The organism is Mucilaginibacter aureus (assembly GCF_053514885.1).
The window spans coordinates 186,376-211,075 of sequence record NZ_CP170601.1 but is presented as its reverse complement, the minus strand read 5'-3'; the positions used below and the strand labels follow the sequence as shown (position 1 = coordinate 211,075).

At 45.1% G+C, this 24,700-nt stretch carries 24 protein-coding genes; 14 read left to right on the top strand and 10 right to left on the bottom strand.

Translation table 11 applies throughout. The annotated features are described in order from the left end of the window. Positions 1-14: 14 nt before the first annotated feature. Positions 15-482 carry a DUF4293 domain-containing protein gene (locus ACFGVR_RS01010; protein ID WP_448700508.1) on the bottom strand — a complete coding sequence of 156 codons (468 nt, stop codon included), beginning with the start codon at positions 480-482 and terminating at the stop codon, positions 15-17. Between the two features lie 69 nt (positions 483-551). Between ACFGVR_RS01010 and truA the strand changes: the two genes are divergently transcribed. From truA to ACFGVR_RS00955, 11 genes are all read left to right on the top strand, one after another. Further along, on the top strand, positions 552-1,370 hold the full coding sequence (truA, locus tag ACFGVR_RS01005; RefSeq protein WP_448700506.1) for a tRNA pseudouridine(38-40) synthase TruA: 819 nt from the start codon (positions 552-554) through the stop codon (positions 1,368-1,370). Between the two features lie 142 nt (positions 1,371-1,512). Then, complete coding sequence (locus ACFGVR_RS01000) at positions 1,513-3,264, top strand: ABC transporter ATP-binding protein (protein ID WP_448703058.1); 1,752 nt, start codon at positions 1,513-1,515, stop codon at positions 3,262-3,264. Positions 3,265-3,385: 121 nt separating this feature from the next. Beyond that, positions 3,386-4,621, top strand: coding sequence for a dicarboxylate/amino acid:cation symporter (locus ACFGVR_RS00995; RefSeq protein WP_448700504.1), 1,236 nt, complete (start codon positions 3,386-3,388; stop codon positions 4,619-4,621). A gap of 35 nt (positions 4,622-4,656) precedes the next feature. Further along, positions 4,657-5,220 carry a PPC domain-containing DNA-binding protein gene (locus ACFGVR_RS00990; RefSeq protein ID WP_448700502.1) on the top strand — a complete coding sequence of 188 codons (564 nt, stop codon included), beginning with the start codon at positions 4,657-4,659 and terminating at the stop codon, positions 5,218-5,220. A 94-nt stretch (positions 5,221-5,314) separates the two neighbouring features. Continuing rightward, positions 5,315-6,196: a succinate--CoA ligase subunit alpha gene (gene sucD, locus ACFGVR_RS00985; RefSeq protein ID WP_448700500.1), complete on the top strand. Its 882-nt coding sequence runs from the start codon at positions 5,315-5,317 to the stop codon at positions 6,194-6,196. A 153-nt stretch (positions 6,197-6,349) separates the two neighbouring features. After that, the gene (locus ACFGVR_RS00980; protein WP_448700498.1) at positions 6,350-6,709 is read left to right on the top strand and encodes a SnoaL-like domain-containing protein; all 360 of its coding nucleotides are present in this window, start codon (positions 6,350-6,352) and stop codon (positions 6,707-6,709) included. A gap of 175 nt (positions 6,710-6,884) precedes the next feature. Beyond that, on the top strand, positions 6,885-7,250 hold the full coding sequence (locus tag ACFGVR_RS00975; RefSeq protein WP_448700496.1) for a methionine-R-sulfoxide reductase: 366 nt from the start codon (positions 6,885-6,887) through the stop codon (positions 7,248-7,250). Between the two features lie 59 nt (positions 7,251-7,309). Next, the gene (locus ACFGVR_RS00970) at positions 7,310-7,975 is read left to right on the top strand and encodes an HAD family hydrolase (protein ID WP_448700495.1); all 666 of its coding nucleotides are present in this window, start codon (positions 7,310-7,312) and stop codon (positions 7,973-7,975) included. 181 nt (positions 7,976-8,156) lie between these two features. Then, on the top strand, positions 8,157-9,692 hold the full coding sequence (locus tag ACFGVR_RS00965; protein WP_448700493.1) for an alpha-L-fucosidase: 1,536 nt from the start codon (positions 8,157-8,159) through the stop codon (positions 9,690-9,692). An 83-nt stretch (positions 9,693-9,775) separates the two neighbouring features. Continuing rightward, positions 9,776-10,228, top strand: a complete 453-nt coding sequence (locus ACFGVR_RS00960; protein ID WP_448700492.1) for an SRPBCC family protein — start codon at positions 9,776-9,778, stop codon at positions 10,226-10,228. A 32-nt stretch (positions 10,229-10,260) separates the two neighbouring features. Continuing rightward, the gene (locus ACFGVR_RS00955) at positions 10,261-10,878 is read left to right on the top strand and encodes a class I SAM-dependent methyltransferase (protein WP_448700491.1); all 618 of its coding nucleotides are present in this window, start codon (positions 10,261-10,263) and stop codon (positions 10,876-10,878) included. 146 nt (positions 10,879-11,024) lie between these two features. Here ACFGVR_RS00955 and araA read toward each other — a convergent pair whose 3' ends face one another. The 6 genes from araA to ACFGVR_RS00925 form a co-directional block, all read right to left on the bottom strand. Beyond that, positions 11,025-12,515 carry an L-arabinose isomerase gene (araA, locus tag ACFGVR_RS00950; RefSeq protein ID WP_448700489.1) on the bottom strand — a complete coding sequence of 497 codons (1,491 nt, stop codon included), beginning with the start codon at positions 12,513-12,515 and terminating at the stop codon, positions 11,025-11,027. A 64-nt stretch (positions 12,516-12,579) separates the two neighbouring features. Next, entirely contained in the window at positions 12,580-13,977 is a 1,398-nt protein-coding gene (locus ACFGVR_RS00945) for a glycoside hydrolase family 27 protein (protein ID WP_448700487.1), read from the bottom strand. Between the two features lie 245 nt (positions 13,978-14,222). Next, positions 14,223-14,921, bottom strand: a complete 699-nt coding sequence (locus ACFGVR_RS00940) for an L-ribulose-5-phosphate 4-epimerase (RefSeq protein WP_448700486.1) — start codon at positions 14,919-14,921, stop codon at positions 14,223-14,225. 1 nt (position 14,922) lies between these two features. Next, positions 14,923-16,599 (bottom strand): ribulokinase, encoded by a 1,677-nt coding sequence (locus ACFGVR_RS00935; RefSeq protein ID WP_448700484.1) that lies wholly within the window; start codon positions 16,597-16,599, stop codon positions 14,923-14,925. 541 nt (positions 16,600-17,140) lie between these two features. Next, positions 17,141-17,392 carry a hypothetical protein gene (locus ACFGVR_RS00930; RefSeq protein WP_448700482.1) on the bottom strand — a complete coding sequence of 84 codons (252 nt, stop codon included), beginning with the start codon at positions 17,390-17,392 and terminating at the stop codon, positions 17,141-17,143. A gap of 136 nt (positions 17,393-17,528) precedes the next feature. Then, on the bottom strand, positions 17,529-18,239 hold the full coding sequence (locus tag ACFGVR_RS00925) for an NUDIX hydrolase (RefSeq protein WP_448700481.1): 711 nt from the start codon (positions 18,237-18,239) through the stop codon (positions 17,529-17,531). A gap of 184 nt (positions 18,240-18,423) precedes the next feature. On the opposite strand from ACFGVR_RS00925, the gene ACFGVR_RS00920 reads away from it, so the two are divergent. The 3 genes from ACFGVR_RS00920 to ACFGVR_RS00910 all read left to right on the top strand — a co-directional run bounded on the left by ACFGVR_RS00920 (position 18,424) and on the right by ACFGVR_RS00910 (position 21,731). Beyond that, on the top strand, positions 18,424-19,965 hold the full coding sequence (locus tag ACFGVR_RS00920) for an alpha-N-arabinofuranosidase (protein ID WP_448700479.1): 1,542 nt from the start codon (positions 18,424-18,426) through the stop codon (positions 19,963-19,965). A gap of 68 nt (positions 19,966-20,033) precedes the next feature. Then, the gene (locus ACFGVR_RS00915; protein WP_448700477.1) at positions 20,034-21,182 is read left to right on the top strand and encodes an aldose epimerase family protein; all 1,149 of its coding nucleotides are present in this window, start codon (positions 20,034-20,036) and stop codon (positions 21,180-21,182) included. Positions 21,183-21,263: 81 nt separating this feature from the next. Then, complete coding sequence (locus ACFGVR_RS00910; protein WP_448700475.1) at positions 21,264-21,731, top strand: hypothetical protein; 468 nt, start codon at positions 21,264-21,266, stop codon at positions 21,729-21,731. Between the two features lie 53 nt (positions 21,732-21,784). On the opposite strand, the gene ACFGVR_RS00905 is transcribed toward ACFGVR_RS00910, so the two are convergent. From ACFGVR_RS00905 to ACFGVR_RS00895, 3 genes are read right to left on the bottom strand one after another with little or no spacing between them, the layout of a single operon-like run. After that, on the bottom strand, positions 21,785-22,948 hold the full coding sequence (locus tag ACFGVR_RS00905; protein WP_448700474.1) for a trans-sulfuration enzyme family protein: 1,164 nt from the start codon (positions 22,946-22,948) through the stop codon (positions 21,785-21,787). 4 nt (positions 22,949-22,952) lie between these two features. Next, positions 22,953-23,306: a hypothetical protein gene (locus ACFGVR_RS00900; RefSeq protein ID WP_448700472.1), complete on the bottom strand. Its 354-nt coding sequence runs from the start codon at positions 23,304-23,306 to the stop codon at positions 22,953-22,955. Continuing rightward, positions 23,287-24,624 carry an APC family permease gene (locus ACFGVR_RS00895; RefSeq protein WP_448700470.1) on the bottom strand — a complete coding sequence of 446 codons (1,338 nt, stop codon included), beginning with the start codon at positions 24,622-24,624 and terminating at the stop codon, positions 23,287-23,289. The genes ACFGVR_RS00900 and ACFGVR_RS00895 overlap by 20 nt, the downstream gene beginning before the upstream one ends. Positions 24,625-24,700 lie beyond the last annotated feature (76 nt).

Genomic DNA, 24,700 nt, shown 5'->3' with positions numbered 1-24,700 from the left:
TTTTGAATTTTGACTTATCTCAGCCTATCTGCACTCTTGATCAACTTCTCATCCTTTTTAATGCCCCGTGCAGCACCCAGTAAAAACACAATGCTAACCGATGATAACAGCATACCAATACCATAATTATCGGTACGTAGTGTTATGCCGTTTAAAATACCCTGTACCGTTTGGCTCATCCAAAAGCTAAGGCCGATAATGGCCAGGATACCGCCGTAGGCTAATGCCAGCTGCAATTTGCGGTTGCTAAACATAAACAAGGCAATTATCGGTACTACGGCTAAAACAACTGTAGCAATGGTGAGCATCAGGAACGAAACGGTACGCGCCGGCTGACCGTTAACTATCTGGTAAACACCATCTATCTTGATGTTTTCAACAACGCCGCTTACATTAACGCCATGCACTAACGGAAAAAAGAACAGGGCCAGTAAAGCGAGGCTGGCGAACAGGAAAAATATACTTTGTACTCTTTGTATCATTTTGTTGCGTATTAATAAGGCAAAGATAATTTGTTTAAGCAATTATTACAGCTTTGGTTAACTTTGCGCGTGCCTAATCAACGTTATTTTATCGAGCTTGCTTATGATGGTACCCGTTACCACGGCTGGCAAACCCAGCCCAACGCGGTAGGCGTGCAGGAGTTGGTTGATAAAGCCTTGAGCACGGTGTTCCGCACACCAATCGAAACCACCGGCGCCGGCCGCACCGATACAGGGGTGCATGCAAGGCAGTTATTTGCGCACTTTGATCTAATGGAAGATGGATCAGGTAAGATGGAAGATGTGAAAGAAGATATATCGTCTATCGTCCGTCATCCATCATCCATTTTACATCTCACATCTTACCTGCGAAGCATCAACGCCCTGCTTCCGCATGATATCGCCGCCAGGGCTCTTATCCCTGTAAAGGCCCATGCCCACGCCCGCTTTGACGCTACACAGCGCTCTTACGAATACCATATCCATTTCGAAAAGGACCCATTCCTGAATAATTTTTCATGGCAGCTCCGCGATAATCCCGATGTTGATTTAATGAATCAGGCCGCGAAGATCGTGATGGAGTACACCGATTTCAGCTGTTTCAGTAAAAGCAATACCCAGGTAAAAACCAATAACTGCAAAATAACCCGTGCCGAATGGATAGCGCATGGCGGTAAACTCGTATTTTACATCACCGCCGACCGTTTTTTACGCAATATGGTACGCGCCATTGTGGGTACCTTAATGATGGTAGGCAATAAAGACATAGCACCCGAAGACGTACGTAAAATAATAGAAAGTAAAAACCGCTCCAAAGCCGGTACATCGGTACCTGCCTGCGGGTTATATTTAACTGAGGTAAAATATCCATACCCCCTAACCCCCTAAAGGGGGAACTCAATCCCAAATAATATTTAACTTTGCTGTAGTGAGCGACGACAAAAAAGATAGCACTTCAAAAGTTCCCCCTTCAGGGGGCGGAGGGGGTATAACAGGCAAAGCATTAGATTGGAAATTACTGGGGCGCGTAATGCACTACGTAAAACCTTATAACAAAACTTTTGTGATAGCCGCTTTCCTTACCGTGTTTTTGGCAGCGGTGGCTTTGGTGCAACCCATCCTCATTCAAAAAACGCTCGACGATTACATCCTGCCGGGTAATTACACCGGTTTGGTGTATATGTCTATCGCCATGATCGTGGTGTTGCTTATTCAAACCGGGGCGCAGTACTATCAAACTTTCCTCACCAACGCGCTGGGCCAGTCCGTTATCCGCGATCTGCGTATCGATATTTTTAACCACATTACCAGTCTGCGCTTAAAATATTTCGATCGTACACCAATCGGGATGTTGATTACCCGTACTGTAAGCGATCTGGAAACCATTGCCGATATTTTTTCGGAAGGCTTGATCTCCATCATCGGCGACCTGCTGCTGGTAGTAGCCATCATTGTTTACATGCTCATCGTGGATTGGAAACTGGCGCTGATTACCCTGATACCCATGCCGTTTTTAATAGCGGCCACTTATATTTTTAAAGAAGCCATTAAATCCTCTTTCCAGGAAGTGCGTACCCAGGTAGCACAATTGAATACCTTTTTACAGGAGCATATCTCCGGCATCAGCATCATTCAATACTTCGCCCGCGAAGACCAGGAGTATAAAAAATTCGTAGCCGTTAATACCAAATACCGCGATGCCAACATCCGTTCAAATTGGTACTATTCCATCTTTTTCCCGGTGGTCGAAATTTTTTCGGCCCTGTCATTAGGTTTGCTGGTTTGGTATGGTGCTAAACGGATCTTAACCGATCAGGAACTTGTTGCCATATCTGCAAACAAACGTGGCGTAACCCCCGGTGTGATACTGGCTTTCATTACGTTGTTAAACTTACTGTTTCGGCCCATCCGCCAGCTGGCCGATAAATTCAATACCCTGCAAATGGGGATGGTTGGCGCCGATCGTATTTTTAAAGTTTTAGATACCGATGAGGTAGTGACCAACAACGGCCACCTTCACCCCGCCACCTTAGAAGGCGAGATTGAGTTTAAAGATGTTTGGTTTGCTTATAATGACGAAAATTGGGTATTGAAAGATATCTCCTTCCACGTAAAACCCGGCGAAACCTTGGCATTGGTAGGGGCCACCGGCGCCGGCAAATCATCAACCATCAATATTTTAAACCGCTTTTACGAGATCAGTAAAGGCAGCGTTAAAATTGACGGTGTGGATATCCGCGATTACGACATCAATTTTTTACGTTTACAGATAGCCACCGTTATCCAGGATGTGTTTTTGTTTTCGGATACCATTGCCAATAACATCAGCCTCAACAACCCCGATATCACCCGCGAACAAATTGTTGCCGCTGCCAAAGAGGTTGGTGCGCACGAATTTATTGAACGTTTACCCGGCGGTTACGATTATAACGTAATGGAACGCGGTGCTACCTTATCAGCCGGGCAGGCACAGTTGATCTCGTTTATCCGTGCCCTGGTGTATGATCCGAAGATTTTGGTATTAGACGAAGCCACCTCATCCGTTGATACGGAAACCGAAATACTCATTCAAAACGCCATTTATAAACTGATGGAAGGCCGCACCGCGATAGTGATCGCCCACCGCCTGTCCACCATCCAAAATGCCGACCGCATTATTGTGCTCGACCACGGCGAAATTAAAGAAACCGGCACCCACCAGGAATTGCTGCGTATCGATCACGGTTACTACCGTAAACTTTACGATCTGCAGTTTAACTCGGCAGGGATAGCGCGGGAGTAAGGCTTATAGTTCATAGATCATGGTTGATGGTTCATGGTAATTTGTATTGTGTCGAAAATGGTTATATTGTAGCCACGTTCTACTATGAACCATCAACCATGAACTATGAACCCTCAAAAGCATGAAGGTACTATCTAACCTCACCTTCCAGGTACTTATCGCGATATTATTGGGCGTGCTCGTTGGCGTATTTTTCCCGGCATTTGCGCCATCGGCAAAAGTCATCAGCACCACTTTTGTGAGCCTGATCCAGATGCTTATCGCGCCTATTATCTTCCTTACCATTGTATTGGGTATTGCCAGTATGGGCGATATTAAAAAGGTAGGCAGGGTAGGCGGTAAGGCGCTTTTGTATTTTGAAATTGTAACCACATTTGCCCTCGTCATCGGTATTGTCGTTGCCGACTTGTTAAAACCCGGCGAAGGCTTTATCCATAAAACCTTAGATGTTGCCAAAATTGCCGGATATCAAAAGCAAGCCGCCGAAATGAACTGGGTGGACTTTTTTACCCACATCGTACCTAAAAACGTTTTTGACGCTTTTGCCAAAGGCGATATTTTGCAGATCCTTTTTTTCGCGGTGTTATTTGGATATGGGTTAACACATATGGGCAAAGCCGGCGAATCATTGATCGCCACGTTCGATAAGCTATCCAAAGTCTTTTTCAATATCATGAAAGTGGTAATGAAGCTGGCGCCCATTGGCGCTTTTGGTGGGATGGCCTTTACTGTGGGCACCTTTGGCATCAAAACGCTCAAGCCTTTGGGCGCGTTAATGGGCTCGGTTTACCTCACCATGTTCCTGTTTATTTTTGTGGTGCTCAATATCATTTGCTGGCTGTATAAATTCAGCCTGTGGCAATACCTTAAATTCATCCGCGAAGAGATACTGATCGTTTTGGGTACTTCTTCATCCGAATCGGTACTGCCCCGCATGATGGAAAAGATGGAGCAGTTCGGTTGCTCTAAATCTGTAGTGGGTTTGGTTATCCCAACGGGGTACTCGTTTAACCTTGACGGGACTACCATCTATATGTCCATGGCCGTAATATTTTTGGCACAGGTGTTCCAGATACCGCTATCGCTCACTCAGGAGCTAACGCTTATCGGTATACTCATGCTGACCAGTAAAGGTGCAGCGGCAATAACCGGCGGTGGTTTTATCGTTTTGGCGTCAACCTTAACCGCTACCAAAATGATCCCTGTTGAGGGCCTGGCGATATTGCTCGGGGTTGACAGGTTTATGTCGGAGGCCCGGGCGATAACCAATATGATCGGCAACGGGATGGCGGCGGTGGTGATCGCTAAAAGTGAGAAGGAGTTTGATGAGGAAGCTTATCAGAAAGTTATATCCTGATAAAATCGCTATTTTAGCTGCTCATTATCTTATCTATGAATAAAAACCTACTCCTCACCATTCTCATCTCCCTCCTCACCATCACGGCCTTCGCGCAGGACGAATATGTTAAACCTGGCCAGACCGTAGCCAAAGATGCCGCACCGGGCATGAAGGTAAAACTGCTGAATGAAACCGGTCGCGGGCATAAAAACTATTTGGTAGTGATGCAGCGAGGCGACGATGTCCTATCGGGATTGACCGCCTTTGCCGAAAAGTATAACATCACCTTTGCGTCGTTTACGGGCGTTGGTGCCATGAGCTCAACCCGCATCGGCTGTTACGACAGGGCAAAACAGATGTACCACATCATCCCCGTAAAGGGCCAGGCCGAAACGGTGTCGTTTATTGGCAATATTACGTTGTTTAACGGTAAGCCGGTGGTGCATGTGCACATGGCGGTGAGCCAGAGCGATGGCACAGTGCGTGGCGGCCATTTATTTAATGCTATTGTTTGGCCTACGTTAGAGGTGATGGTAACAGTTGAACCTGTTTCGGTTTACAAAAAGAAGGAGGCCGACACCGGCTTTGCCCTTACCGATCCGGACCTGGTGCAATAATAGGGTAACAACTTTGCGTTTAAATGTAATTTGATGATTTAAGCTTTGACATTATAGTCAATAAGATTAGATTTGCGCAACAAAAATCCAAACCATGAGTGTTTTAGTAAACAAAGATTCTAAAGTTATAGTACAAGGTTTTACAGGTAACGAAGGCACTTACCATGCATCGCAAATGATAGAGTACGGAACCCAGTTAGTGGGTGGCGTTACGCCGGGTAAAGGTGGCCAAACCCATTTGGACCGTCCGGTATTCAACACCGTTAAAGATGCGGTTGATAAAACAGGTGCTGATGTATCGATCATCTTCGTTCCGCCTGCATTTGCTGCCGATGCCATTATGGAAGCTGCCGAAGCAGGTATTAAAGTAATTGTTTGTATTACTGAAGGTATCCCTACAAAGGATATGGTTTTGGTTAAAGAATACATCAGCGACCGTGATTGCCGCCTGATCGGCCCTAACTGCCCGGGTATCATCACTGCTGACGAAGCTAAAATTGGTATCATGCCGGGCTTTATCTTTAAAAAAGGTAATGTAGGTGTGGTTTCAAAATCGGGTACCTTAACTTACGAAGCTGTTGACCAGGTGGTAAAAGCCGGTTTAGGTATCACTACCGCTATCGGTATTGGTGGCGACCCCATCATTGGTACACCAACCAAAGAAGCTGTTGAATTATTAATGAACGACCCTGATACCCACGGTATCATTATGATAGGCGAAATTGGCGGAGGCATGGAAGCCGAAGCTGCCCGCTGGATCAAAGCTAACGGTACCAAACCAGTAGTTGGTTTCATCGCCGGTCAAACTGCCCCTGCGGGCCGCCGTATGGGCCACGCCGGTGCTATTGTTGGCGGTGCCGATGATACTGCTGCTGCTAAGATGAAGATTATGGCCGAGTGTGGTATCCGCGTGGTTGAATCACCAGCTGAAATTGGTGCTGCTATGGCAGAGGAGATTGCTAAATTGGCTAAATAGTATTGAGTAGTTAGTACTTAGTATTTAGATATAGAAATCCTGGTTGAGAGACCGGGATTTTTTTTGTTCCATTACGAAGAATTAACCTGTTTTGCTTATTAGTTTAACAGACGATTTGATAACTTTATATAAACCATTAAAATTCAAATCATCATGAGCACAGCAGAAGTAGCAGCCAAATTGGTACAGCACTGCCGGGAAGGCAAATTTATGGACGCAATTGAAGATCTTTACGCCGATAATGTAGAGAGCATAGAATCCATGAACAACGATGGTAAACCTGTAGTTGGTAAAGAAGCCGTTATTGCCAAAAATAACGATTGGTATGCATCGGTAGTGGAAGTGCACAGCGCAACCATTGGCGACCCGATAGTAACCGGTAACTTTTTTGCCTGCACCATGGAGATGGATGTAACTTATAAAAAACATGGCCGCGTTACCATGAACGAAATTGCCGTTTACGAAGTTAAAGACGGTAAAATTGTTAAAGACCAGTTTATCTACGGAATGTAATTCGAAACCTAATACCCGAAATGAGAGAGTCCTGGTTGGTAAACGACCGGGATTTTTTTGTTTGGTCAACCCTGTGTAAACAAGCAATCAGCAAACAATCGTGGCCTATAATTTGTCGTATATTTAAGTGTCTGACAAAAACTCAATCAGTCAATGAATCCTTCAATCATTAAAAATGGAATACAATAAATTAACCCCCGAAGAAGAATACGTTATCGTACATAAAGGCACCGAACGCCCTTATACCGGCGAATACACCAATAACAAGCTGCCCGGCGTTTACGAGTGCCGCCGCTGCAATTCACCGCTGTATCAATCTGCCGATAAGTTCGACTCACACTGCGGCTGGCCAAGCTTTGATGACGAAATACCCGGCGCTGTAAAACGTGTATTGGATGCCGACGGTCACCGGATAGAGATCGTATGTGCCAATTGCGGTGCGCACCTGGGTCACGTATTTGAAGGCGAAAGGTTTACACCTAAAAATACCCGCCATTGCGTAAACTCGCTATCGATGAAGTTCGTACCCGACGAAGCATAAATTTACAGTCACATTCAATTTTTCTTCGTTATTTAAACAATTTTGTACTTCTTTGCGGCATGTCTGCACCTTTTAAAGCATTTATATTCGACCTGAACGGCACCATGATTAACGATATGGAATACCATACCCGTGCCTGGCGCTACCTGTTAAACAACGATCTTGGCGGCAACTTTAGCTGGGACGAAGTAAAGCAGCAGATGTACGGCAAGAACCCCGAAGTACTTGTGCGTATGTTCGGCCCCGAAAGGTTTACGATGGACGAAATGGTTGCCCTGTCCTTCGAAAAAGAAAAGCGTTACCAGCAGGAATACTTTGACGAGCTGGCTCTACTGCCCGGTCTGCACGAGTTTTTAGAAGCTGCACATCAAAAAGGAATTGTCATGGCCATCGGCTCAGCGGCAATTCCGTTCAATATCGATTTTGTATTGGATAACCTCAACATCCGCCATTATTTTAAAACCATCGTGAGTGCGGATGATGTGGTGTTAAGCAAACCGCATCCAGAAACCTATCTGAAAGTTGCCGAACAGTTGGGTATTGATCCAAAGGATTGTATAGTTTTTGAAGATGTTCCCAAAGGTGCCGAAGCCGCGTTAAACGCAGGCATGAAAAGCGTGGTTCTAACAACAACCCATCACGCCGATGAGTTTGTTGCCTTGTCTAATGTGCTGCATTTCGCTAATGATTTTACTGATGCTTATTTCGACACACTGCTCAAATAATACTGCAGATTTACAATTATCACGATAAAACTGCCAAGATAGTTTACTATTATAACAATTCAGTTAATTACTAAACTATTGGAGTATAATTATTTATTGCCAAATTGCATTATGATAGGCTGACTGTAAACCAAAGCTTATCTACCTCACTAACCAGAGTTTTTAATTTTATTAAAGCCAAATGATGAAAAAGCACCCGCTTTTTAAGCCTGTATTGCTATGTGGTTTTTTAATTGTCGCCAATACAATTAAATCCCTTGCGCAACAGCCCGCATTACCAATCAATGCCGGTAAATTTAAACCTACCGATGAATCGTTAAAACAGTACCAGTACCCCGAATGGTTTCGCGATGCCAAACTGGGTTTCTGGGCACATTGGGGGCCGCAAGCCCTGCCTCGCCAGGGCGATTGGTATGCAAAAAATATGTACATACAGGGTAGTCGCCAAAACAAATATCATGTAGAGCATTATGGCACGCCATCCAAATTTGGTTATAAGGACATTATCCCACTATGGAAAGCCGAAAAATGGGACCCCGAAAAGCTGATGGCTTTGTATAAAAAGGCGGGGGCTAAATACTTTGTGAGTATGGGCAGCCATCATGATAACTTCTTTTTGTGGGATTCGAAAATTCACCGATGGAACGCCGTGAACATGGGCCCGCACAAAGATGTGGTCGGCCTCTGGCAAAAAGCAGCTAAAAAGGAAGGCTTAAAATTCGGTGTATCTGAGCATTTGGCGGCGAGCTATACCTGGTATCAAAGCGCGCACAGTGCCGATACCAGCGGAATGTACAAAGGTATACCTTATGATGGTAACGACCCGCAATACGCCGACCTGTACCATACCAAAGCCGCGCCCGACGATAAAGGCTGGCTCACAACCAATCCTGAATGGATGAAAGAATGGTATGCCGACGTAAAAGAACTCGTAGATACTTATCATCCTGATCTGCTATACTCCGATAGTAAATTGCCTTTCGACGAAGTTGGCCGCAGTATGCTGGCTAATTTTTACAATGGCAACATTACCTACAATAAAGGGAAACTCGATGCCGTATACAATTGTAAAGAACCATCGTTAGGTAAATGGGCGCAGGATGTGGAACGTGGCGTATTAGACTCTATAAGCCCTTTCCCATGGCAAACCGATACTTCGATTGGCGACTGGTATTACCGTACCGGCCAAAAATACCGCACCGGCAACGAGGTGATACAAATGCTGGTTGACATCGTAAGCAAAAACGGTAATCTGCTCATCAACATCGTACAAACACCCGAAGGGGACCTGGAGCCAGACGTGCTAAACATCGTACAACAAATTGCCGATTGGACACCGGTTAACGGCGAAGGTATTTATGGAACGCGCCCCTGGAAAATTTACGGCGAAGGCCCGTCGACAATTAAATCAAATCAAAAGAAGGGCCGCTTTGGTGGCTTAAGCGATGTTAGCGCCTACCAGCCGACCGATATCCGCTTTACCACTAAAGGCAATGATCTTTATGCCTTTTGCATGGCAACCCCAATAAGCGATATCAGCATCAGGTCATTGGGGAAAACTGCCAAATATGCCGATAAACGCATTGCATCGGTAACCATGCTGGGCAGCACCCAAAAGCTTGACTGGAAGCAAAACGACGATGCCCTTGTAATTACCAAACCTGCTAATTTACCCGCGTGGCAGGTAACAGGTTTTAAAGTGTCGTTCAAAAAATAAACGATAGTTATTAAAAACCGGTTTGTTTATTTGTATTTTGCAGATAAATAAACCGGTTTTTTTGTAAAATCAATCTGCTTCCTATGAGCCAACCAATGATCGTTAAAAGTGTAATTACCATCAACGCGTCTGCCGCCAAAGTTTGGGATGCCTTAGTGAACCCCGAACAAACCAAAAAATACATGTTCGGCTGCGAAACTGTTTCCGACTGGCAGGTAGGTAGCCCGCTGCTTTGGCAAATGGAATACGAAGGCAAACCATTTATCCCTGTAAAAGGCAATATCGTTAAAATAGAACCAGGAAAGCTGCTGATCTACACCGTCATCGATCCGAACTCGGGCATGCCTGATAATCCTGAAAACTATCTTGATGTAGAATATGCTTTAACCGAAGCCGGCGGACAAACTACCTTAACCGTTACTCAAAGTGGGTTTGAAAACGCAGCCGATGGCGAAAAACGATACAAAGATACCTACAACAACGGCGAAGGCTGGAACCCGATATTGGTACAGATCAAAGCGCTGGTAGAAGAGTAAACACTGTTTACTTCAATTAATAGACTAGGTATATGAATAATCACCAGTTTCAAAAAATTGTACAGGCATTAAACTGGGAAGCTATTTACAAAAAGAGGTTTGCAGGTGAAGTTTTCGACCGTCGGAAATTTTTAGCTATCGAAGGATCTATAGACCCTGATTTTGCCCGGTTTATAGATAATCCTGATTTTGCCGGTTGCACTGTTTTAGATATTGGCACGGGTACGGGCGAGCAAGCTACTTACCTGGCAAAAAAAGGTTTTAAGGTAACTGCCACAGATGTTTCGGCTTTGGCAATTAACTATGCAAAACAGCAGGCCGTTATACAAAGTGCACCAGTTGAATTTATAGTAGATAATATCTTATTTACCCATCTTACACGGCAATTTGATATGATTATCGACAGGGGCTGCTACTCTGTGATACCGGTAACAAGCAATTTAGAGTATCTGCAAATTGTTAAAAAACTACTAAAACCCGGTGGCCGGTTTTTGATAAAAGTTGAATTGCTTAAAATAAAGAAGATGGCAATTTTGCAGGAAGATGCCGATCTCCAAATTGAATTTTTTGAAGAAACCTTTTACAAAAATATCAATGGATTGGTAATGCCCACTGCATTTTTTGCCCTGCGAAACACGGGAGCGGTTTGAAATTGCCCAAGTGCGGACCTGACAGATAGCTGTAATTTGAGGGGCCTGTTCTTAATAGAATAACCATCTATATCACAAAAGCCCTTCCGTCATCCAACGAAAGGGCTTTGAAATTTATCTTGAGTCTTGAATCTTGCCTCTTGATTCTACTTAAAGGCTGCTTCGCTCCATCTCAACTCATTTTTAAGCTGGTGTATCGTAGTATCCTTATTGATCAGTACACACTCAATATTCGCCATTTCGGCAAAGTCAACTAATTGCTCGCTGCTCAGGTTTTGGCTATAGCAGGTGTGGTGAGCGCCCCCGGCCAGTATCCAGGCCGCGCAGCCGGTTTTCATATCAGGCAGTGGTTTCCACAATACGCGGGCAACAGGCAGTTTAGGCAGTGCTTCTTTCGGTGCAATTGCCTCTACCTCATTAACCAATAAGCGGAAACGGTTACCCATATCCACGATAGAAGCGTTCAATGCAGAGCCACCATCCACGTTAAATACCAAACGCACCGGATCGGCTTTGCCGCCGATGCCTAAGGGGTGTATTTCGCAATTGGCTTTACCCATGGCTATTGATTCGCAGATCTCTAACATATGCGATCCCAAAACCATCGGGTTTGATGGATTGAAATGGTAAGTGTAATCCTCCATAAACGAGTTGCCGCCTTTCAAACCGCTGCCCATCACCTTCATGGCACGAACGAGTGCCGATGTTTTCCAGTCGCCCTCGCCGCCAAAACCGTAACCTTTGCCCATTAAACGCTGCGAAGCAATACCCGGCAGTTGCGCCATACCGTGCAAGTCTTCAAATGTATCGGTATAGCCTTTGTAATTGCCATCCTTTAAAAAGGCCAGCATACCCAATTCAATTTTAGCAGCTTCGCGCAGAGACGCATATTGATCGCCGCCTTTGCGTAATGATGGTACCACGGCATACAACTCTTCGTATTCTTTGGTCAGTTTATCGATCTCAGCATCGCTGATGGCGTTGATCACTTTCACCAGGTCGCCAACACCGTGTGTGTTAACCGAGTAGCCAAATTTCAATTCTGCTTCTACTTTATCGCCATCGGTAACGGCAACATAGCGCATGTTATCGCCAAAGCGTACAAAACGCGCGCCCTGCCAGTCGTTCCAGCCTGCTGCAACGCGGGTCCAGGCGCCAATTTGCTCCAGTACTTCTGCACTCTGCCAGTGCCCAACTACTACCTTGCGGTTAATGCGCATACGGCTCATAATAAAACCGAACTCCCGGTCGCCGTGAGCGCTCTGGTTCAGGTTCATAAAGTCCATATCGATGGTTTGCCAAGGTATATCGCTGTTAAACTGCGTGTGCAGGTGCAGCATTGGCTTTTGTAAGATCTTTAAGCCGTTGATCCACATTTTGGCCGGCGAAAAGGTATGCATCCAGGCTACAATGCCGATACAGTTTTTGGTAGTGTTGGCTTCCTGCAGGGTTCTATAAATCTCCTCGGTCGATTTTACCGTTGGCTTAAAAACCACGCGTACAGGTATTTGTGCCGAGTTGTCAAAAGCTTTTGCTATTTGTTGCGAATGCTCAGCAACCTGTTTCAGGGTTTCTTCGCCGTACAGGTCCTGGCTGCCGGTCACAAACCAAACCTCAAATGTTTTCAGATCTATCATTGTTATAGTTTTATATACTTTTTAAACTTTATTCAACTTAATTGTTCCATTCAACCTCTGCTCACTACTTTCCGCTCACCCTGTACAGTCCTGCGCCATGTTTGTTAATATCCACAGCAAACTCGCCGTTAAAAGTGCCAAGCTTTGTTTGCGTCCATAGGTCCTTCACCTTACAAGCCGAGCTAAAACCCAGTTCGCTTAATTTAACCGATGCCTTAACAGGTTCGGCATTATCAGCAGGGTTAAACAGGGCCACATATTTGTCGCCGGTTTTTGGGTCATCGGCCACCCAGCAAATCACATGCTGGTTGCGGAACAACTCTTTATTATTCGCGCTATTCTTCACAATGTTCATCACCTCTTTATTGTTCAATAATGACAAGGTAAAATCATCGTTATCCGGTAAATTACCCCCAAACATCAACGGCGACCGGAACATTACCCAAAGCGTCATCAGCGTATATTGCTCATCATGGGTAAAGGCTGTCATCCTGGGATTACCACGCTCGGCGCGGATGCCAATTTTGCCCAAAGGCAGCATGTCGCCATCAGGCCAGCCACCCGGAATACGGTATTGGTTCCAGCGTTCGAACACGGTAAAATGATCCTTCAGCATTTTCCAGTTATCCCAAAAATCATCTACCGTGCGCCACATATTGGCATGCTGCTGCACTTCAGTAGCACTTTCAATAGGCGTTTCGCCCGGTGAGGTGCTTAATACAATTTTTCGACCCGTAAGATCTATCGCTTTACGGATCATGTTTACCTCGTCGGTGTGGTACGGGCGCGACAGGTCGTCCACCTTCACAAAATCCAATCCCCAACTGGCATATAACGCAAACAACGAGTTATAATATTCCTGCGCGCCATCCCTGCCGCCAACCACGGTATACATATCGTGCAGCCATTTACATTGCCCGTCCGGGCTGTAAATATCTTTGGCGGTAGCTTTACTGCCCAGTATCGGCAGGTTGCGTTTCACGGCCTCAACCGGGATGCCCCGCATCATATGGATGCCGAACTTCAATCCCTTTTTGTGAATATAGTCGGCCAATGGCTTAAACCCTTTGCCTGCTGCAGCAGAAGGGAAACGGTTAACAGCAGGTTGAAAACGGCCATATTCGTCAAGTACATAGTCCGGGTCTTTCTCATTATAACCATGCGCCTTATCGTTACCCACATACCAGCGGATATCCACCACCACATACTCCCAGCCAAACTTTTTGAGATGTTTGGCCATATAATCGGCATTGGCTTTTACCTCGCTTTCAACCACTGTAGGCCCAAAGCAATCCCAACTGTTCCAACCCATCGGTGGTGTTGGCGCCCAGTTGTGGAAGTCGGTAGTTTGGGCTTTGACAGTATTAACTGATAAGTTGAAAAATAAGAATAGAATGAAAGGTGCCGAAACAATAAGCCTGTCGGTAATACATTTTCCTGGATGGTACATTTGTGCCTTCATAATTTTATTCTCTATCAGGGCGTTGCCTGCGGCCTGCGCTTTACGCTCATACTGCACGGGCCTTAGCCACCGGGCTTGCCCTGAGCCCCACGAAGGGCCGGTATCCGCTGCAATCGCTAACGCATATTAGTCAGTAAGTCCGCAGTCCGCAAGTCCGTAAGATTCTGTTCTATTCTTCAATCTTTCAGTCTTCCCAACTTCAGACTCAATTCATCTTTCGGACTTTCCGACTTCCGGTCTCCGGACTATTGTCCGTAATAACTTCCCTCGCCATGCTTGCGCTCGTAATGTTTATTGATCAAAGCATCCTTTAATCGCGGAGCATTAGGGTTTATTTGTTCGGTTAACAAAGCCATTTGGGCTATTGCTTCTAAAACGGCGCTGTTATGTACCGCTTTGTGTGCATTTTTGCCCCAGGTAAATGGTGCATGATTGCCCACCAATACCATCTCCACCTCTTTATAGCTCATGCCTTTTTCCTGCAAACATTCAATGATCTGGAAACCGGTTTGATATTCGTAATCGCCTTTGATCATCTCGTCGCTCATTGGCGGCGCGCATGGAATGTTTACCGTATTATAATCGGCATGCGTAGTGCCGAAAATTGGGATATCCCGCTGTGATTGTGCCCAGGCCGTAGCATAGGTTGAATGGGTGTGAACGATGCCGCCAATGCTGTCCCAGTGTTTGTATAAAACGGCGTGGGTCTTGGTATCCGACGATGGGCGTAGTTTGCCCGATACGGTATTGCCATCAAAATCAACGATCACCATGCTTTCGGGTGTCAGGTCCTCATATGGTACGCCGCTTGGCTTGATGGCGAAAACACCTAAGCTACGGTCAACCGCGCTTACATTACCAAAGGTAAAGATCACCAGGTTTAGCTTTGGCAATTCCATATTGGCGTGGTAAGCTTCCTCTTGTATATGCTGATACTTGCTCATGTTATTTTACTTGTTGTTCGATAAAACCGCCCAGTTTGCTGTACTGGTCGTAACGTTTGGTATAAATAGCCTGGGTTTCCGGCTGAGGGAAATATTCCATGTCGAAACCGCTGCCCATGGCTGTCATTGCCGCCTCAACATTAGGGTAAATGCCCGCTGCCGCTGCCGCGAACATAGCCGCGCCCATAGCGCAGGTTTGTTCGTGCTTGTGGATTCGGATCGGCATATTCAATACGTCGGCCATCATCTGCATAATGTATGGCGATTTACGGGCCACGCCGCCTACACCGATGATACCTTTTACCGGCACACCTTCGCTGATAAAGCGGTCTACTATTTTTTTAGCGCCAAAGCAGGTAGCCTCGGCCAAAGCTTTAAATACACGCGGCGCATCGCTGCCCAAACCCAAACCGCTGATAGCGCCTTTCAGTTCCTGGTTGGCATCCGGCGTGCGGCGGCCGTTGAACCAGTCAACAGCTAACTCGCTGCTTTCTTCGAGTGGCAATAATGCAGCTTGTTTACTTAGTTCGGCTATGATCTTGCCGGTCAATTCGTCGCGTAAAGCACCTGCGGTTTGTGCATCAATCAAAGTTGATTGCGATAATAAATTTTGCAGCGGCCAGGCCAGCAGATTACGGAACCAGGCATAAGTGTCACCAAAGGCAGATTGCCCGGCTTCCATACCCAGCATGCCCGGTATTACTGAACCATCTACCTGTCCGCAAATACCTTTGATCAGTTGGCCATCCAGGTCGGTGGTCGGGGCAACCAGGATATCGCAGGTTGAGGTACCCATTACCTTGCTTAAATGGTAAGGCTCTATTTGCCCGCCAACAGCGCCCATGTGCGCGTCAAAAGCACCTACGCCTACAACTACATCTGTTGACAGGCCTAAACGCTGCGCCCATTCGGCACTTAAATTACCTGCCGGAACGTCGGAGGTGTAAGTTTCTTTAAATAATCTTTGGGTGATGCCTGTCAATAACGGGTCGAGGGATGAGAAGAACTCATCCGGCGGCAGCCCGCCAAATTCGGCAGCCCAAAGTGCCTTATGTCCTGCAGAGCAGCGGCCGCGTTTAATTTCGGAAGCCTTAGTGCCGCCGGTCAGTAAAAACGGAATCCAGTCGCAATGCTCAACCCAGCTGTAAAGGGCATTGCGCACCGGCTCATCGGCACGTAAAGTGCGTAAAAGCTTGGCCCAAAACCACTCCGACGAGTAGATGCCACCTACATATTGCAGGTAATTGGTCTCAAATTTTGTAGCGTGCTCGTTTATTTCGGCGGCTTCTTTGATGCCGGTATGATCTTTCCACAACACAAACATGGCGTGCGGGTTGGTTTCGAATCCGGGCAATAACGCTAATGGCGTACCGTTTTCGTCAACCGCGACAGGAGTGGAGCCGGTGGTATCAACCGCGATGGCTTTGATAGCCGAAGCGATATTTGCTCCGCCTGCTTTCGCGATACAATCTTTTATGGTGGTTTCTAAACCTTCAATATAATCTAAAGGGTGTTGCCTGAACTGGTTTTGCGGCGCATTACAATACAGGCCCTGCTGCCAGCGGGGATAATAAAATACAGAAGACGCCAGTTCGCGGCCATTTTGCGCGTCAACGATTACGGAGCGTACAGAATCGCTGCCATAGTCGACGCCAATAACATAAGTATCCATTTGCATAATTGGTTTTCGTGTCTAAATAACACTTATATTTTCAGATTCGGAAATTTTTGGCCAATTATTTACTGTATTGGCTTGGGTAATTATTGTAGGATGTTTGCATGGGATTGGAGATACTTAGATCTGAGTTTTAACCACAGAGAGCCCAAAGGTTTTGAAGACACAGAGATAACGGAGATTTTAAAAGTCTTAAACAGCTAAGCAAAGCGCTGTGTACTTAGGCCTTCTTTGTGTCGTCCGTGGTTGATTTACCTTACAAACAGGTTGGATTTTATAACTCTGAGAGCGGTTTTTTTGCTAAAAATTGCGTATATTTAAGGAATTGGGCGCGATGCCCGAAGTTTCTAAATATTGCGAATTTGATAATGTGGTGTAGAAAAATCACTACAAAATACCGACAAATACCCACCTTTTGCGGTTTTTGATTGCGAATTTGGTAATGGTAATTTCGAGATTCTATGCCAACTGCAAATGATCCGGATTCGATATTAAGTTGCTTAAGAAGTTACCGGAAAAGGTGTCTTTGCAGACATACTCCGGTTTACGACGCCAGGGAAGAGACATGATGCTTTACAACACCACCTGACGTGAGGCTGACAACCTTCGACCCTGCATCATTTACTTTTGCCCTATAGCTGACAGAAGGCAAAGTTACATAGTGCCCGGTGTGTTCGTGCACCTGCGGGATGTTTTTTGCATTAATTTGATTGGTGCTTATTAAAATGATCTGGGGTTCGGTCCAGGTTTTAAGAGAAGGTTTGGTTTGATTGATCGAGCTTTCGGTGTTTCGCATGAGTTTAGTAAATTATCAGAAAGCCGTGTCATTTGCTTAATGGGTTAAAAATAGCAATATTTTATTAAGTAAGATAATAAGTTATTGTTAACTTATCTACAAAGCTGTTTATCTTCAACTAACTCAGTGCAAGCGTTTACACCAGCTGCAAATGATCAGGATTAGGTATCAAATTTAAAAATGCGTGGAAGTTCTCGTTGTACTTGCCTTTATCCAATTTATAATAAAACGCCCCTTTTTTCGAGTTTAGTTTATCCTTTTCCTGCTGCTTGATCAACAGGCCGGTCGATAATATCTTACGGCTAAAATTGCGTTTATCGAACACGCTGTCGTAAATACCTTCGTACAGGCTTTGCAATTGCGGGATAGTAAATTTCTCGGGCAAAAGTTCGAATAGGATAGGGTGCAGGGCAGCTTTATAACGCAGTTTTTTGCGGGCCGTGTCAACCATTTGGTTATGGTCAAATATCAGCGCGGGTATCTGGTCCATGTGGAACCACTCGGCATGGTAGTCGTGGCTTATCTGCTGTTCGTATTGATGTATATCTATCAGTGCGAAGTAGGCAATACTTACAATACGTTCTCCCGGATCGCGCTTTACCTCGCCAAATGCCTGCATCTGCTCCAGGTAAACGCCTTCCAGCCCGGTCAGTTTTTTCAGGATGCTGTTGGCGGCATCGTCAATGCTTTCATCGGGTTCAACAAAACCGCCCATCAGGCTCCACTTATTTTTTTCAGGTTCGATGGCCCGCTGTATCAGCAATAGCTTTAAATTTTCGCCGTCAAAGCCAAAAACTATACAATCGATGGCTATCAGCATTCGTTTTTGCTGAGGATATTTACTCATATTATCGCAGGAATGTAATTGATAAAAGTAACAAATTAATACAAAAAAACAGAAGCACTCCAAATGCCCCTTATTTTATTATCACAAAAAATAATTGTTAAACCGACGTTTATTTTAAAATCTTTCTATCTTAGTTTCCCGAAAGGCCGCCAATCCTTTCATTTATCTAACCAATAATTTTTTTATGAAAAGACCTTTTCTGTTACTTATTCTTCCGTTGATGTTGTGCTACACAAGCTATAGCCAATCAACGGCTAAACTCACCATCACTGCTGATGATTCTAAATTGACCATCAGCAAACATATTTACGGCCAGTTCTCCGAACATTTGGGCCGCTGTATTTACGGTGGTTTTTGGGTTGACCCTAAACTGCCCGTAGCCAAGCAGGACCGTATCCGCCTGGATATTGTTGAAGCGTTAAAAAAGATCAAGATACCTAACCTGCGCTGGCCCGGCGGCTGCTTTGCCGACGAATACCACTGGCGCGATGGCATCGGCCCCCGCGCACAGCGCCCTAAAATGGTCAACACCAACTGGGGCGGCGTAAGCGAAGACAACAGCTTCGGCACCCACGAGTTTTTAGAGCTGTGCAACCTGCTGCATACCGAACCCTACATTGCCGGTAACGTAGGCAGCGGCACCGTTGAAGAAATGGCCAAATGGGTGGAGTACCTCAACTGCAGCGCCGAAACCACCATCACCGATCTACGTAAAGCCAACGGGCACCCGGCGCCATTTAAAGTAACTTTTTGGGGTGTAGGTAACGAGAGCTGGGGCTGCGGCGGTAATATGACGCCTGAGTTTTACAGCGAAAACTATCGCCGGTATGCTACTTATGCCCGCGACTATCCCGGCACACCGCTAAAACGCATAGCCAGCGGATCGAACGGAAAAGATTACAACTGGACCGATGTGTGCATGAAACAGATAGGGAACCGCATGTGGGGCCTTACCCTGCACTGGTATACTTTGCCTACCGGCAACTGGAACAAAAAAGGTTCGGCAACCAATTTTGATGAGACGCAGTACTTTGCCACTATGAAAAATTGTTTGGAGATGGACGAGATCGTAACCAAACACTCGGCCATTATGGACAAATACGACCCTAATAAGAGAGTAGCTTTGGTGGTTGACGAGTGGGGAATATGGACCGACCCTGAGCCGGGCGACCACGGCGTATTATATCAGCAAAACAGCTTACGCGATGCTTTGATAGCTGCATCAACGTTAAACATATTCAATAATCATTGCGAGCGTGTTAAAATGGCCAACCTGGCACAAACTATCAATGTGCTGCAGGCTTTGATCCTGACCGATAAAGAGAAAATGCTGTTAACACCAACCTACCATGTGTTCGATCTGTACAAGGTACACCAGGACGCGAAGTATCTTCCGGTTAAATTTGAATCGCCCGATTATGAGGTTGGCGGCAATAAACTGCCTGCCTTAAATGTTTCCGCGTCTGTTGATGCCAATAATGCCATCCATATTTCGCTGGTGAATATTGATAACAACAAAAGCATTAACATCCATTCCGCTTTAGCTGGATTAAACTGGAAAACAGTTACCGGGCAAATTTTAACCTCGGCCAATGTTACCGATATCAACACCTTCGAAAACCCGGGAAAGATAAAAATAGCAGCGTTTACCAATGCTAAAAAACAAGGCGATGAACTGGTAACCGATATCCCGCCGCATTCGGTTGTGGTATTAGAACTAAAATAACCCGGTAATTATTAGCAGAATTTATCTATCATTGAAAAACCGATCAATTAAAACCCAATAAAAAAATCATGAAAAAAAGAATAATTTTGAGCGGCCTGTCAGGTATATTGATAGCAGGCTCAATTTTTACATCGTGTATGACAAAAACAGCAACCGAAGCCGTTAAAGCAGGAATTACCAAAGCAGCATGGGATAAGGTAGACAGCAGCGCTGTCGACTTGTATACCCTGACCAATAAAAATGGAGTAGTGGTAAAAATATCTAACTATGGCGGTAAGGTAACATCGTGGATAACACCGGATAAAAACGGCAAAAAAGAAGATATAGTTTTAGGATTTGACAGCGCTAAAAAATACACCCCGGCAGTGCCTTATTTCGGCGCGTTGATCGGCCGTTACGGTAACCGTATTGCCAAAGGCAAATTTACTTTGGATGGCAAAACCTATACTTTAGCCACTAACGACCATACCAACCATTTGCATGGTGGGGTTAAAGGTTTTGATAAAGTGATCTGGACCGCGGAACCTGTTACCGATACCATTCCATCGCTAACGTTAACTTACCTAAGTAAAGATGGCGAAGAAGGCTATCCGGGTAATTTAAAGGTAACCGTTAAATATACTTTAACAGATGCTGATGAACTGAAGATAGAGTACACCGCTACCACCGATAAAGCCACACCGATAAACTTAACTAACCACAGTTATTTTAACCTGAGCGGTAACCCTGAAAATACCATACTGGACGAGGAGATCCAGATCAATGCCGACCGTTTTACACCGGTTAGTGCCGATCTCATACCGACCGGCGTATTACAACCGGTAAAAGGTACTCCATTCGATCTGACCAAATCGGTAAAAATCGGCGCACACATTAACGAGGTGCCGGGCAAGCCTGTTGGTTACGATCATAACTTTGTGCTGAACGATAGCGACAGCACCAAACTGCACCAGGCAGCTGTAGTTTACGACGCCACAAGCGGCCGCCAGCTGGAGGTATTAACTACCCAGCCTGCTATCCAGTTTTATACCGGTAACTTTTTGGATGGTACTTTAAAAACCGATGCCGGTAAACCGATCAATCAGCACACTGCGTTTTGCCTGGAAACACAGCATTACCCCGATTCGCCAAACCAGCCAACATTCCCTAACACGGTATTAAGGCCTGGTCAAACTTTTACAAGTACTACGGTATATAAGGTGAGTGTAAGAAAATAAATAATACGAATAGATTTCCACTATTAAAAATGGCGTATCTTAGGTAACGGGATGCGTCATTTTTTTAAATCAATTGTTGCTATGAAAACCATTTTGTCAGCACTTGTTTTATTATTTACTATCTGTTCCGTCAGCTATGCGCAAAAAGTACTTCCGGGTCGGGATAAAAGCGGCACTAAAATTTGGATCACTTATGGTTTTAAAAAGAGCGATTATGATTTGAAGGAAACAGATACATCTCTTACCCTAATTACCCATAATAAGTATCGGCCAATTGAAATACATTGCAGTATAGACAAAACAAGTCGGTATGGTAAATGCGTGTCCGAAAAAATAAATTTCGATTGCGACTCTTGCTATCAAAAAATATTCAAAGTAATGCTTGATAAAAAACGATTTCACTGGAAACTCATTGACACCAATCGCTATCTTTCAAAAATATCCAGAAAACTATTGCTCGCCGGTAATACGGAGGGGCATTACTTTACGCTAAGCATACTTAATGTAAGTGATGAAGAGTATAAAAAGATGCTAACTATCACAAATTAATTAGGAGCGGCTCAAATTTAACGGATAATGCCGAACTAATTGTGAAATTGGTCTTAGTTCGTGAGCATTAGTGCTTCATTCAGATCTTTGATCAAATACTCCGGCTCTTCCAAACCAACATACATGCGTATCAGTTGATGCCGCGGGTTTGCCGCATCATAATCAGTAACAGGTATACTGGCAATTGCCGGGATGATCAAACTTTCGTGCCCGCCCCAGGATACCGCCATCAGGATATGGTTAAGGTTGTTACAAAAAGTCTCGATACCGGCTACCGATGAGTTTTTCAGCGTAAAGCTAAACAGTCCGCCGCAGCCGCTCATTTGTTTTTTTGCTAACGCGGATTGGTTGAAATCGGCGTTAAAGGGCCATATTACCTGGCCTACTTTGGGATGCTTTTTCAGCCATTCAACAATCACCATAGTGCTTTCAAAACTTTGTTTGAGGCGCAGAGGCAGGGTACGTAGCCCACGAAGCAGCAGCCATGCTGAGTGCGGCGACAGGCTTGCGCCGATGGTCATAAACTCGTGTTCAAAGATCTTTTTCAGCATGTCGCGTCTGCCGCTAACCACACCGGCCACCACATCCGAATGCCCGCCAATATACTTGGTAGCCGTTTGCATTACCAGGTCTATTCCCATAGCAATGGGCTGCTGGTAAAGTGGTCCGCAGTATGAGTTATCTATCATGGTAATAATGCCTCGCGGTTTAGCCAGTTTGGCAATGGCTTCTATATCCTGAAGGTCGTAGCTAAAGGTATTAGGGCTTTCCAGGTAGATCAGCCGGGTATTATCTTGTATCGCTTCTTCAAAATTTTTAACCTCCGTACCATCAACAAAGGTACAGACAACACCAAACTTAGGCATCAGATCGCGAAAGAGTTTTGTTGTCCAGCTATACGGGTTTTGCACACAGATCACATGGTCGCCTTGTTTCAGTAAGGCCAGTACAGGTATGGCTGTTGCTGCCACGCCGCTGCTAAACACCAGGGCATCCTCGGCGCCATCTAAAGCTGCCAGTTTTTGGCGCAAAATATTGAGGGTAGGGTTGCCCCCGCGCGAGTAAAGCATATGCTCATACTCATCGGTAAGCGCATCGCGAAAAGCTGCTACTGTGTTAAAAGTAAAATTGCTGGTTTGGATAATGGGTGGCGATACCGCGTTAAAATATTTTTCGCGTTCTTCGCCAAGCTCATTCAATATGTAAGATATGTCCATGAATTTAATTGGATAGGAGATGAAGAAAACAGGTTAATGCCGTTGCTGGAATGATTGTAAAAATAAATATAAGAAGCAGTTTAGTGCCTAAGTTTTTAACAGGCGTCATTCGCGTAAGTTTACGATTGATGATCAATGTTACTACAATCGAAAAGAGAATATAGGCGATCACAGTAATTGACATCAATGAAAATATTTCAAAGGGAAATACAGCAGCGCCCTGATTTTCCGGATCGGTAACTACATTTAAAATTCTGTAATTTTCAAATACCCACAAACAAAGTATTATAACCTCAGAAATTAAAAAGTATAAAGATATGCGCTTATAGCGTAACAAATCATCGTTCTGTGTTTCCATTCGCTCTTTTATTCCAATAAGTACTACCATAATAAATCATTAATCCAACAGCAAAGGTGCTTAAGCAAATTACCGCCGCAAACGGATTATTCACAAAAATATTGATAGTAACAAACCAGTACGACAGGATAAAGATCAATGGTACCCAGGGGAACCATTTAATGGTGTAGATGCCGGTTCCGTCCATCTGCTTTGTTTTTTTACGCAGGATAAAGATCGACAGCGCCGCCAGCGATAACCCGATGGTGTCAAAAAACATCACGTAGTCCAGCATCTTGCGAAAGCTGTCGGCAAAAAATAGGATAACTAAAATACTTAACACAAAAAAACTCACGCCAAACTCCTGCACCTGCGTTTTGGGGTTTACCTTGCGGAAGATGTAGGGCAATATACCATCCTCGCTCATGGCGTAATATACCCGCGGGTTTGCCATCACATTTACGTTAATGTAAGCCAGTACCGAAGCAAACATCAATATCGATGCTACTTTGGAGCCAATACTGCCAAATATCACGCCTGCCATAGTTGCTGCCAGGGTAGTGGTTTGCTGTAAGCCGCCTAAACCTAAAATTTTGTAATAGGCAAAGTTGATTGACAGGTACAAAAAGATCACCACAGCGATACCTACCCTTATTCCTTTTGGGATATTGATCTTAGGTTCGATGATATCGCCACCAAAATTGATAGTTTGCTGGTAGCCGCCATAAGTAAAAAAGATGGGCACCAGGCTTAATCCCAGCGCTGTGATCAGGCCGCCGGTGTGCGGTATCGCTGTTACAACTACATGGCTGTCATCGTGCATGAAAATGGCGGTACATAACACGGCAATGGCCAGCACCTTAAACAGCGTAAGCAAATTCTGGGTGCGGGCGCTTACCTTAATGCCTAAAAAGGCAAGCACATATAAAATAAGTACCGATGCAAAAGCCACAATTTTTACCCACAAAGCCGATTGCATTTGAGCAGGAAGTAATACCGGGTTAATATAGTTGGCCCCAATAATGGCCACCACCGCTACCGATGCCGCATTGCTGATGATGAGCACCCAGTTGATCATAAACGCAAAAGCCGGGTGGTAACAGTACGAAAATACTTTGTAAAAGCCACCCGCAGCCGGGTAACGTGCGCCAATTTCGGCAAAGGTGAGGGCGCCGCAAAGCGTAACCAGTCCGCCGAAGATCCAGGCACCAAAAAATATCCAACTGCTGCCCGCCCTTACGGCAACTTCGCTGGGGTTGGCAAAAATGCCCATACCTATTACCAGGCTGATCACGATCATCGTCAGGTCGAAGCGGTTTAACCTTGGTTTGATACTCATATATTCAAATTTGTTTAGACGAATTTATTTTTCTAAAATAATAGTTTAAATTTGAACTGAGCAATTACTCAAACTG